The organism is Streptomyces sp. NBC_00104 (assembly GCF_045160825.1).
Classification (GTDB): Bacteria; Actinomycetota; Actinomycetes; order Streptomycetales; family Streptomycetaceae; genus Streptomyces.
The window spans coordinates 10,598,669-10,610,541 of record NZ_CP108215.1 but is presented as its reverse complement, the minus strand read 5'-3'; the positions used below and the strand labels follow the sequence as shown (position 1 = coordinate 10,610,541).

At 76.0% G+C, this 11,873-nt stretch carries 5 protein-coding genes; all 5 read right to left on the bottom strand.

Annotation, left to right across the window (positions count from 1 at the left end):
* Nucleotides 1-24: 24 nt before the first annotated feature.
* Genes OG272_RS46255 through OG272_RS46235 form a run of 5 tightly spaced genes read right to left on the bottom strand, consistent with a single transcriptional unit; the run spans nucleotide 25 to nucleotide 11,789 of the window.
* A complete protein-coding gene (locus tag OG272_RS46255) occupies nucleotides 25-216 on the bottom strand; it encodes an MbtH family protein (RefSeq protein WP_327726214.1) in 192 nt (63 codons plus the stop codon).
* Nucleotides 217-248: 32 nt separating this feature from the next.
* Nucleotides 249-2,630, bottom strand: a complete 2,382-nt coding sequence (locus OG272_RS46250; protein ID WP_405892083.1) for a M20/M25/M40 family metallo-hydrolase — start codon at nucleotides 2,628-2,630, stop codon at nucleotides 249-251.
* Entirely contained in the window at nucleotides 2,627-4,033 is a 1,407-nt protein-coding gene (locus OG272_RS46245; protein ID WP_405892085.1) for a hypothetical protein, read from the bottom strand. The genes OG272_RS46250 and OG272_RS46245 overlap by 4 nt, the downstream gene beginning before the upstream one ends.
* Entirely contained in the window at nucleotides 4,030-8,430 is a 4,401-nt protein-coding gene (locus OG272_RS46240) for an amino acid adenylation domain-containing protein (RefSeq protein WP_405892087.1), read from the bottom strand. Before OG272_RS46240 ends, OG272_RS46245 begins: the two co-directional genes overlap by 4 nt.
* Nucleotides 8,427-11,789, bottom strand: coding sequence for a non-ribosomal peptide synthetase (locus OG272_RS46235; protein ID WP_405892089.1), 3,363 nt, complete (start codon nucleotides 11,787-11,789; stop codon nucleotides 8,427-8,429). Before OG272_RS46235 ends, OG272_RS46240 begins: the two co-directional genes overlap by 4 nt.
* Nucleotides 11,790-11,873: the final 84 nt, after the last annotated feature.

The window sequence follows — 11,873 nt, the reverse complement described above, 5'->3', positions numbered from 1 at the left end:
ATCTCCTTGTCGGTTCCTGCGGTGTCAGGTGGCAGCCGTCGGTTCGGGCCAGACGGACGCGATGTTCTCGAGGCAGGCGTCGCGCGGCCCGCTGACACCGGTGGCGCGCCAACCCTCGGGGATCGCGCGCTCCTGCGGCCAAATCGAGTACTGTCCCTTGTCGTTGACGACCACCGCACATGCGACGGAGTCGTCTTCTCCCAGGAAAGTGGGCACCCTCTGCGTTCCTCTCGAGTCTGGGTCGACTGTCATTGCGGGTGAGTCCGGGCCGGTATCCGCACGGTGGCCGCCACCAGTGAGGCGTTGCCCCAGGTGTCGACGTGCAGGGCGGCTGCCGGGTGGTGCTCCCCGGGGCCGGTGCCGCCCGCCGGCAGGCCGGCGGGTTCCCGGGGCAGTCCGTCCACCCGGTCGAGCAGCCTCAACCGCACCGGAGCGGACGGAAGTTCGAGTTCGACCCGGATGCCCGAGTCGGGTACGCCGTGCAGCCACAGCTCCCAGCCGCCGTCCTGGGGGCCGGCCGGCGCGTGGGGTGACGGGGTGCGGGCGGTGGGTTCGCTCCACGGGCCGTCCTCGACGCGCCAGCGCCGTACCCCGGTGTCCAGGGCCGCGAGCGAGAGCTGGCGGGCGCCCCGCGGGGAGCGCAGCAGCAGCCGTACGCTGCGGCAGCCCGCCTCGCCGGGAGCCTCGCCCTCGATGTCCGCCCGTGGTGCGGGCAGGTCGACGGTCGGGGCCGGGGCGTGGTGGAAGGAGTAGTTCCAGCCGGGGAACAGCTCGGGCAGCGGGCCGTGTTCGGGGGTGTCCCCCAGGGCGGCCCGGGCGCGCGGGGTGGGGGTGGCGTCGCTGCTGAGCCACAGTGCCTCGCCGCGCTCGGGGAGGTGGAGATGGCTGAGGGTCTCGGGCGGCGGGGTGCCTTTGCCGCGGCGGGCCAGGCGCCGGGCGGCGACGCCGGCGGCGAGCAGCAGTCCGCCCGCGACGGCGGTGCGGCGCACCCGGGGGTCGAGTCCGGCCAGGGCGGGTGCCGCGAGTTCCCCGGCGAGCTGGACGGCGACGACACCGGTCCCGGCCAGGCGCGGGGTGAGCCCGTCGAAGAGCAGCCGGGTCAGCGGCAGGAGCAGCGCGGCGGCGGGCACGGCGGCCGCGGTGGCGCCGGCGGCGTGCCGCAGATCGGCGGCCCGGCCGGTGTCGTCGGCGGTCAGCAGCCACAGGCCGGTGCCGGCGCCGAGCCAGGGCCACAGGGTCAGATAGCTGCCGCCCGGAAGGGCGCCCGCCAGGGCGGCGGACGCGGCCGTCAGCGGCAGGGTGGCGGCCGCGGCCCGTGAAGCGGCGCGGGAGCGGTCGCCGCGCTGGGCGAGGGCCGCGGCCGAGGCGAGGCCGAGGACGGCCGCGTACACATCGCCCGAGCCGTGGAAGTCGCCGTGCCGGCGGAACTCGGGGGCGGCCCTGCCGAGCGCCGCGGTGAACGCCGTGCCGGCGGCGGCGCCCGCGAGGGCCTTGGCGGCGAGCAGGGCGCCGTCACCGGCGAGGCGGCGGCCGTCGAGGGTGCCGCGGCGCAGTGCGCTGCGCAGGCCGCCGGCCCAGACAAGTCCTGCGGTGGCGGTCAGCGCGGGCACCGCGGCTGCCGGGAGGCGGGCCAGGGTGCCGCGTTTGACGGGGAAGAACACCGCGTCGCCGCCGGTGAGTTCGGCGAGGTCGGCGTCGCCGAGGCGGCGGGCCAGTGCCAGGGCCAGGTCGCCGTGGTGCTGCAGGGCCCGGTGGTCGACGTGGTCGAGGTCGTCCAGGGGGCCGTGGTAGCGGGAGAAGCCGCCGATGTGGGCGAAGTTGAGGCCCGGCAGGCCGTGCTGCTTGGCGACGGAGAAGTCGGTGGCGTTGGTCATGCGCCGGTAGACGGCGTCGAACAGGGAGCTGGCGAAGACGGGGACGCCGGTCCGGGCGAGGTGTTCGAGGACGGGGCCGTTGCCCGGCCCGGCCTCGAACATCAGCACCGGGCCGCGGGTGCCGCGCGCCTCGAAGTTGAGGACGACGCCGACGGTGGCGGCGAGCGGGTGCTGGTCGAAGAAGGCCCGGCCGCCCAGGAGTCCGGCCTCCTCGCCGTCGGTGAAGACCACGAGCAGGTCGTTGAGGAGGGTGCGGCCGTCGGCGCGCAGTGCGCGCACCGCCTCCAGGAGGGCGGCGACCGGCACGCCCGCGTCGCTGGCGCCGGGGCCCTGCGGCACGGAGTCGTAGTGCGTCATGAGCAGGACGGACCTGCCGGGCACGGAGCCGGGCAGGCGGCCGATGACGTTGCGTACGCGGCCCGCGGCCAGGTACTCGGGGCCGTAGGGGGTACGGCCGACGGCGTGGCCGGCGACGGCGTCCTGGACCTCGGTCTCCAGGCCCAGTTCCTTGAGTTCGGCCAGGAGGTGGGCGCGTACCCGGTCGGCGGCCGGGGAGCCCGTCGGGTGCGGTTCCGACGCCACTTCGCGCAGGTGGCGCAGGGCGCGGGCGGCGGAGAAGTCGCGGTCGGGGGCGTCCTGGGGGCGGGGGCGCGGCGCGGTGAGGGCGGTGGCGGCCACCGCGGCGGCGGCGGTGGCGGCCGCGGCCGGGCCGAACCGGGTCAGGGCCCGCCGCAGGGCGTGGGTCGGGCGGCTCACGTGGGTTCCCCGTGCGCGGCGGGCGGGGCGGGCGGGGTGGACGCGGGAGCGCCGGTGCCGGAGTCGGCCGGGCACGCGTGAGGTGCTGCGGCGGCGTCCGGGGCGGTGGTGTGCGATGCGGCGTCCGGGTCGGCGGTGGCAGGGGCGGTGGTGTGCGATGCGGCGTCCGGGCCGGCGGTGTGCGATGCGGTGTTGGGGGCGGCGGTGTGCGGGTCGGCGGTGGCAGGGGCGGTGGTGTGCGATGCGGCGTCCGGGCCGGCGGTGTGCGATGCGGTGTTGGGGGCGGCAGGGGCGGTGGTGTGCGATGCGGTGTTGGGGGCGGTGGCGTCCGGGTCGGCCGGTGTCGGCAGGGCGCCGAGGCGGACGCGGCGCAGCTGGGAGAGGACGCCGACCGCGGAACGCGAGGAGCGCTGGGTGGCGAGCAGGCTGGGTGCCATGTCGCCGACGAAGTGCCCGCACACGCCGCGGTGCGCGTCGTAGGCCTCGCCGAGCACGTGCCGGAACTCGCCGAGCAGGCCCGGGCGCCGGGCCTCCAGCCACTGCCAGGCGGGGCCGCTGCGGCCCAGTTCCACGATGAGCGCCTCGTGGTCGCGCCAGTGCAGGCCGCTCATCTTCGGCGGGGCGACGGGCGGCATCAGGGTGGGCCGGATCTGCTCGTTGTACTGGTCGCGGTTGGCGCTGCCGGCGTAGGCGAGCGCGCCGTGGCAGCCGCGCATCAGTTCCACGGTGGCGGCGGCGGCCGCCGCGGCGGCGCCGGGGTCGGCGTGTTCGGCGCTGTTCTGCAGGACGCGGGCGGCGGTGGTGGCGGCCTGCGCGAACACCATGAACACGTGGTGTCCGCGCACCCAGCGGCGCAGCGCGTCCTGCGGTGCGGGGGCCGCGGGCGGTCCGGCGGCGGGCATCGCGCTCACCGCGGGGGCGCGGCCGGGGTCGGCGAGCCAGCCGAAGAGGGCGTCGAAGCCGCCGAGGAAGCGCTGCCAGGTCGGGGCGTCGAGGTCGCTGCCGTGGTCGGCGGCCACCTCCAGGATGCCGATGAGGGCGTGGACGCCGGCGTCGACGAGGAGTTCGGCGGCCGGGCCGCGGGTGCGGACGATGCCGAAGGCGAGGTCGTTGTCCCCGTTGGCCTCCGACTCCTCGGGGTCCTCGCCGACCGGTCCGGTGCCGGTGGGGGTCAGCTCGTCCCGGGCGGTGCGGGCGGCGGACAGGAGGCCGGCGAGGCTGTCCCGGGCGCCGGGCCCGGACAGCCGGCCGAGTACCTGTGCCGCCCGGCCGGCGGCGGCGTCGCGGATCCGCGGGCCGGTGGCGGGCAGTTCCTCGGGGCGGCCGAGCAGGAAGGGCACCGTGGCCACCTGGGCCACGTAGTCGGGCCGGCCTGAGGGCGCGGTGTGGTCGAGGTCGGTCATCGGGTCTCCCCTGCGGTCCAGGCGTCGGGCACGATGTCGGCGGGCGCGGGCATGAAACCGGTGCGGACCAGGTAGTCCAGGACGGCGTGCGCGTCGGCCTCGGTGGTCGGCGGGCAGTGCACGTCGCTGCCCTGGAGCATGCGCAGTGTCCGGGCGCATTCGAGGGCGGGCCGGACCTCGTGCAGGTACTTGGGGTCCAGGGCCCGGTGCGGCTCGGCCTCGGCGTCCTTGATCAGCGGTACCAGCGGGTACAGCAGGTGGCCCGGGCCGACGCCGAGGGCCCGCCGCCTGCCCTCCTCGAAGGGCACGGTGTCGAACTCGTAGCCGTAGCTTCTGATCCAGTCGCAGAAGGTGCGCAGCGGCACCGGTGCGGGGTTGAACAGGTGGTAGAAGCCGCCGAGGGCTTCGGGTTTGCCGGAGATGTGCACGATGGCCCGGGCGACGTGGTCGACGGGGATGACGTCGAAGATGCGGGGGTAGTCGGGCAGGATCCGCATCGGCAGGTAGCCGCGCAGGGCGACCAGCAGGTAGTCGATGGTCTGGGTGGCGCCGTTGCGGGTGTGGCCCAGGATGAGGCCGGGGCGGTAGACGCAGACGGGGATGCCGCGTTTGCGGGCCTCGTTGACGACTTTCTCGGCGACCCACTTGCTGCCGGTGTAGCCGGCCGGGACGCCGACCGCGGAGTTCAGCGGGGCGTCGGTCTCCAGGAACGGGCGGGGCATGTGGGTGGCGAGCAGGGTGTCGATGGTGGAGACGTGGTGGACGCTCTTCAGCCGGGTGGTGCAGGCCAGTTCGATGACCCGCTGGGTGCCGCCGACGTTGGCGGCCTTGAGCGCGGAGTAGGGGTAGACGAAGTTGACCAGGGCGCCGTTGTGGTAGATGACGTCGACGGTGGCCGCCAGGTCGTGCCACTGCCGCGGGGTCAGGCCGAGGCGTTCCTCGGCGAGGTCGCCGCTCACGCAGGTCACCCGGTGGAGCTGGTCGTCGATGTCGATCTCGTAGAGCGCGAAGCCGTCCCGGAGCCGCCGCATGGCGTGTTCGGCGTCGCGGGCCCGGCACAGCGTGACGACCTCGGCGTCCGTGCGGCGCAGGAGCTGCTCCAGGAGGTGGAGTCCGAGGTAGCCGGTGGCGCCGGTGAGGAAGACGCGCCGGGGGTTGTCCCAGTCGGCGCGGGGCAGCCCGTCGGGGGTGATGGACGCGTCCAGGGTGCCGTCGTTCTCCAGCGTCGCGGCGTGCTTGCGGCCGAGGACTCCCGCGATGCCCTCGCGCCGGTACACCTCGATGGTCTCGGCGACGCCGGCGGCGGTCGGGGTGCGGAAGAACTCGTGCAGCGGGATGTCCACGTCGTGCCGGTCGCCGAGCAGGGAGGCCAGCCGGGCGAGCATCAGTGAGGTGCCGCCGGCGTCGAAGAAGTCGGCGTGGAGGTCGACGGCGTCCACGCGCAGCACCTCGGCGAAGGCCTGGGCGACGGAGCGCTCCACGGCGTTGCGGGGCTCGGTGGTGCCCTGGGGTGTGCCGTGGCCCGGCTCGGGTGCGTCGGCGAGGAGTTCGGCGACGCGGCGGCGGTCGGCCTTGCCGTTGGGGGTGCGCGGCAGCTGGTCGACGACCAGGAACCGGTCGGGCACCAGATGGGCGGGCAGCTGCTGGGCGAGGGCCTCGCGGAGCCGCTCGGGCGTGGGACGGCCGTCCTGGCCGTCCTGGCCGGGCAGGACGACGGCGGCGGCCAGCCGGGCGTGCTCGGTGCCGGCGTCCAGGGCGGTGACGCAGGCGTCCAGGACGCCGGGTACGGCGGTGACGGCGCTCTCGACCTCGGACAGTTCGACGCGGTGGCCGCGGATCTTGACCTGGTCGTCGATGCGGCCGAGGAACTGGATGTTTCCGTCGGGCAGCCGGCGGCCCAGGTCGCCGGTGCGGTACAGGCGTCCTGCGGGGGTGTCGAAGGGGTCGGGCAGGAAGCGCCGGGCGGACAGCTCGGGCCGGTCGTGGTAGCCGGCCGCCAGGCCGGCGCCGGTGACGACGATCTCGCCGGGTATGTCGTCGGGTACGGGCCGCAGTTGGGCGTCGACGACGTGGACGCCGGTGTTGTCGACGGCGCGGCCGATCGGCAGCGGCATGGTGCGGGCGCCGGCGGGCACGGTGTAGGCGGTGGCGTCGATGGTGGCCTCGGTGGGCCCGTACAGGTTGACGACGTCCGCGGACCAGGTGGTGGAGATCCGCTCCAGGAGGGTGTCGGTGAGCGGCTCGGCGCCGGACAGGACGAGGCGGACGCGGGTGCAGGCTCCGGCGTCGCGGTGGTCGAGCAGCACGGTGAGCAGGGAGGGGACGCCGCCCAGGACGGTGACCTGCTCGTTGCGGAGGGTCTGCAGCATCGCGTTGGGGTCGGTCATCTGCTCCTGTGCGGCCAGGACGACGCACGCGCCGGCGGCCAGGGGCCAGAACACCGCCCAGATGGCGGGGTCGAAGCTGAAGCTGTGGTTGTGCAGGACCCGGTCGTCGGCGTTCAGCGGCCAGGTGCGCTGCCGCCAGCGCAGGTTGTTGACCACGCTGGAGTGGCGGACGAGGACGCCCTTGGGGCGGCCGGTGGATCCGGAGGTGTAGATCATGTAGGCGGGGGCGTGCGCCGGGACCCGTTCGGGTCTGGCGGGGCCCTGGGTGGGGGTGGCGGGCAGCCGGTCCAGGAGGAGGGTGGGCACGCCGGGGTCGGCGGATCCGGGCACCGAGCTGTCGCTCACCACGAGCGCGGGCCGGGCGTCGGCCAGGAGGTAGCGGACCCGTTCCTCGGGGTAGGCGGCGTCGACGGGTACGAACACGGCGCCCGCGGCGAGGACGGCGAGCAGGGTGGTGACGGTGGCGGGGGTGCGGTGCAGCCAGACGGCGACGCGGTCGCCGGGGCGCACGCCCCGGGCAGCCAGTTCGTCGGCGAGGCGGGTGGCGCCGGCCCACAGCTGGGCGTAGGTGAGGTGGGTGTCGCTCTGGCGCAGGGCGAGGGCGTCGGGGGTTTCGGCGGCGCGGTCGCGGACCAGGTCGACCAGGGAGTTGCCGCAGTCCTCGATGGGTGTTCCGCGTCCCGCCCGGACGGCGCGGGCGGCCGCGGCGTCGTCGTGCAGGACGACGGTGGCGGGGGTGAGCCGGGCGTCGCCGCCGGGCAGTACGGCGTCGAGGACGGCGGCGAACTGGGAGCCGAGGCCGCGCACGCGCTCTTCGGGGTGCAGGGCGCTGTCGTAGTCGATGCGCAGGTGCAGGGCGTCCTGGTCGGGGCGGAGGGTGAGTTCGAGGTCGTATTCGGTGCCGCCCGCGGCGCCCGGCACGGGGCGGGCCGCGCCGCGCCCGGCGCGGTGGGTGCGCACGACGGTCTGCAGATACGGGGTGCGGCTGAGGTCGCGGCGCGGTGGCGCGCTCTGCACGAGGTGGGCGAAGGGCACGTCGGCGGCGGGGGTGCGCAGTTGTGCGGCGACCTCGGTGAGGAGGTCGCCGAGCGGGCGGTCGGCGGCGTCGTCCACGCGGACCGGGCGCAGGGTGTCCAGCGGGCCGGCCACGGCGGCCAGTTCGGCGGGCCGGCCGGTGCGGACGCCGCACTGGGCGGCGCCCGTGGCCTGGTTGCGCAGGAGCACGGTGAGCCAGGCGGTGGCGGCGTGCGCGTCGAGGTCGTCGGTGTCCGCGGCGCGGGCGGCGAGGGCGGCGGGCAGCCGCAGTTCCACGCGGGCGTGGGCGTTCTGTTTGACCTCGGGGCGGGGTCCGTGGCCGGGGATGTCGGTGGCGGCGGGACGGGCGAGCTGCCCGGCCCAGGCGGTGAGCCGGGGTTTGAGGCCCTCGTCTGCCAGGGCGGTGCGCTGCGCGGCCAGGGCCGTGGAGAGGGCGTCGGGGGGTTCGGTGACGTCGGCGCCGAGGAGTTCGGCGGCGAGCAGGTCCAGGGAGGTGGCGTCGAGGGCGAGTCGGTGTCCGGCCAGGACGAGTTCGCTGTCCGTGCCGGCGGAGCGCAGCAGCAGGACGCGCAGGAGCGGGCCGTGGCCGAGCGGGAACTCCTCCTGGACCGTGTGGCGCACGAGTTCCTCGACGGCGGCCGGGTCCTGCCGGCCGGTGTCGTCGACGGTGCGCATCAGGGGCTGGGCGAAGGGCAGCACCAGGCGGGCGGGGCGGCCGGCGACGTCGACGAAGACGCTGCGCAGCGTCTCGTGCCGGGACACCAGGGTGGCCAGGCGCAGCTGCAGTTCGGCGGGGTCGGTGGCGGCGGGGATGCGGTAGCGGGCGCTGACCACCGCCCAGGCGCCGTCGGCGATGCCGCCCAGCAGCCACAGCCGTTTCTGCTCCGCGGACAGCGGGGCGGCGGCGTCCGCGCCGCGCTCGGCCAGCACCTGCTGCAGGGTCTGGCCGAATGAGGGGGCGTCCTGCTTGCTCACTGCACAACCTCCTGGTGAACGGGGACTTGGCCGGGCACGGTGCGGCGGACGGCGGGGAAGTCCCAGTCGTCGGCGGGGGCCGGCTGCCCCGGGGACGCGGGCTCGGTGTGCTGTGGCGTTCGGCCGTGGGGGCCGTGGAGTGCGGTGTCGTCGCCGTGCAGCTGGCCCACGGTCCGGGCGAGCCGGGCGACGGTCGGTTCGATGAAGAACTCGGCCACGGGCACGCGGGTGCCGAGGTCGTCGTCGATGCGTTGCAGCAGCCGGGCGGCGAGCATGGAGTGGCCGCCCAGGCCGAAGAAGTCGTCGTGGATGCCGACTTCGGGCAGGCCCAGGAGTTCGCACCACAGCCGGGCGACGGCGCGTTCGGCGCCGGTGGAGGGTGCGACGCGCTCGTGGCCGCCGTCCAGGCGCCGTCCGCTGCCGGGCAGGGCACGCCGGTCGACCTTGCCGTTGGGGTTGAGCGGCACGGCGTCGAGCGCGTACAGCTCGGTGGGGAGATACGCGGCGGGCAGCACCTGGGCGAGGCGGCCGCGCAGGGCCGTCGCCGCGTCGGGGGCGTCGAGGGCGTCGCCGTCGGCGACGAGGAAGGCGGCGATGCGGGCGGCGCCGCGCGGATCGAGGACGGTGGCCGCGGCGTGGCGTATGCCGGGCAGGGCGTGCAGGGCGGCCTCGATCTCGCCGAGTTCGATGCGGTGGCCGCGCACCTTGACCTGGTCGTCGGCGCGGCCCACGAACTCGATCAGGCCGTCGGGGCGGACCCGCACCAGGTCGCCGGTGCGGTAGAGGCGTTCGCCGGTGCGGTCGGGGTCGGGCACGAAGCGGGCGGCGGTGCGCCGCGGGTCGCCGAGGTAGCCGGTGGCCACGCCGGGCCCGCCGATGAGGAGTTCACCGCAGACGCCGGCCGGGACGGGGCGCAGTGCGGCGTCCGCGACCAGGACGCGGGTGCCGGGCAGGGGGTGGCCGATGGTGACCGGCTCGCCGGGGCGCACGGTGGCGGCGCAGGACCAGATGGTCGTCTCGGTGGGCCCGTACAGGTTGTGGACGTCGGCCGGGGTGCGGGCCAGGGCGTCGGCCAGGTCGGGCGGCAGGGCCTCGCCCCCGGACAGCAGGGTGAAGCCCTGTCTGGGCTGCCAGCCGGCGGACAGGGCGAGCCGCCACACGGCGGGGGTGGCCTGGGCGACGGTGATGCCTGCGGCGCTGAGCCGGTCGGCGAGTTCGACGGCGCCGCGCTGGGCGGAGGCGGGGGCGACGACGACGGTGGCGCCGGTGACCAGGGGCCCGAGCAGTTCGAGCAGGGAGATGTCGAACGCGGTGGTGGTCAGGGCCAGCCACCGGTCGCCGGGGCCCAGTTCGATCCGGCCGGTGAGGGCGTGCAGGAAGGAGGTGAGGCTGGCGTGGCTGACGGCGACGCCCTTGGGGCGTCCCGTGGAGCCGGAGGTGAACATCAGGTAGGCGGTGTCGGGCGGGCGGGCACCGCCGGCGGGCAGCGGCGCGGACGCGACCGCTGCCCGGGCGGCGGCGGGTGAGGGCCGGGCGGGCGGACGGGCGGGGTCGGGGGCCAGGGCGGCGGCGGGCAGGGTGCGGGCCCGGTGGGCGTCGGGGACGGTCGCCGGGTCGGTGGCGACGACGACGGCGGGGGCGGCCTGGTCGAGGATCATCGCGCGCCGCGGCGGCGGGGCCGCCGGGTCGAGGGGCACGTACACCGCCCGGAGCCGCCAGCAGGCGAGCAGGGCCACGACGGTGTCGGCGTCCCGTTCGACGCAGACCGCGACGCGGTCGCCCGCGCCCGCTCCGGCCCGGTGCAGCCGGGCCGCGGCCGTTTCGACGCGGGCGAGCAGGGTGGTGTAGTCGAGGGCGCGGCGCTCGTCGCGGACCGCCTCGGCGTCGGGGTGCCGGCCGGCGATCTCGACGATGCGCGGCCACACCAGCGGCCAGGGCTGCTCCAGCGGTCCGCCGTCGATGCGGGCGGTGGTGTCGCCGCCGACGCCGGTGAGGTCGACCGCGGAGACGGGCACGTCCGCGTCGCGCAGCAGCTGGTTCAGCACGCGGTGGAGCTGGTCGGCGAACCGCTCGACGGTGGAGTGCTCGAACAGCGCGGTGGCGTACTCCAGGAATCCCTCGAAGGCCCCGGAGCGGTCCTCGAAGAGGAACAGCGACAGATCGACGCGGGCGCTGCCGCAGTCGGCGTCGGTGACGTCGACGTGGAGTCCGGGCAGGTCCCAGCTGCGCCGCACGTCCTGCTGGAGGCCGAACAGCACCTGGAAGAGGGGGTTGCGTTCGGGCATGCGCGGCGGCGCGAGCAGGTCGACGAGTTCACCGAAGGGCAGGTCGGCGTGGTCGAGGACGCCGGTGAGCGTGGTGTAGAGCGTGCGGCTGAGGTCGCCGAGGGTCGGGTCGGTGCGCAGGTCGGCGCGCAGGGGGCAGGTGTTGGCGAGGTATCCGACGGTGCCGGACAGGTCGGGGTGGCCGCGTCCGGCGACGGGCAGGCCGACGAGCAGGTCGTCGCAGCCGCTGGTGCGGGACAGGACGACGACGTACGCGGTGAGCAGTGCGGTGAAGGGGGTGACCCCGTGGGCGGCGGACCAGTCGCGCAGCCGGTCGGCGTAGGCGGGTGCCAGGCGTACGGGGACGCGGGCGCCGGCGTGGGACTGCAGGGCGGGGCGGCGGCGGTCGGTGGGCAGTTCGAGGATGTGGGGGGCGCCGGTGAGGGTGTCGGTCCAGTGGTCGCGGGCCCGCCGGCGGCGCGCGGCCCACTGGGGGTCGGGGGTGCCGTCGTCGTCGGGGGCGCCGCTGTTCCAGACGACGTAGTCGGCGAACTGCAGGGGTTCGGTGTCCGGGTCGAGGCCGCCCTGGGTGTAGGCCTGCAGCAGGTCGCGCAGGACGATCTGCAGGGAGAGCCCGTCGCACACGGCGTGGTGGACGGTCAGCAGCAGCACGTGGTGGTCGTCGGCCAGGCGGGCGAGGAGGCAGCGCAGCAGGGGCGGCTGGGCGAGGTTCCAGGGGCGGCGGGTCTCCTGGCCGAGCAGCCGGTCGAGTTCGCGGCGCCGGCACTCGTCGTCGTCTGCGGCGGTGTCGGTCAGGTCGACCAGGGGCAGGCCGGCGGTGATGCCGGGCACGACGACCTGGGTGAGCCGGCCGTCGACCTGGCGCAGTGCGGTGCGCAGTGCTTCGTGGCGTTCCATGACGCGGTTGAGGGCGGCCTGCAGGGTGGTGTGTTCCAGGGCGCCTTTGAGGTCCAGCCGCAGGGCCAGTGTGTAGGCCCGGCTCGCCGTGGCGTTCATCCGGTCCAGGAACCACAGCCGCTCCTGGCCCGGGGAGGCGGGAAAGAGGTGCGCGTCTGGCGGTATCCGGTCTTTCACTGGGGCTCCAAGGCGTCGCAGCCGAATCGGGGCGGGCGGGCGGTGTCGGGCGGGCGGCGGGAGGCGGCCAGGCCGGGGACGCGG

Excerpts from the sequence above, each read along its gene's own strand:
- OG272_RS46245 (WP_405892085.1), bottom strand. The coding sequence starts at position 4,033 with ATGACCGACCTCGACCACACCGCGCCCTCAGGCCGGCCCGACTACGTG.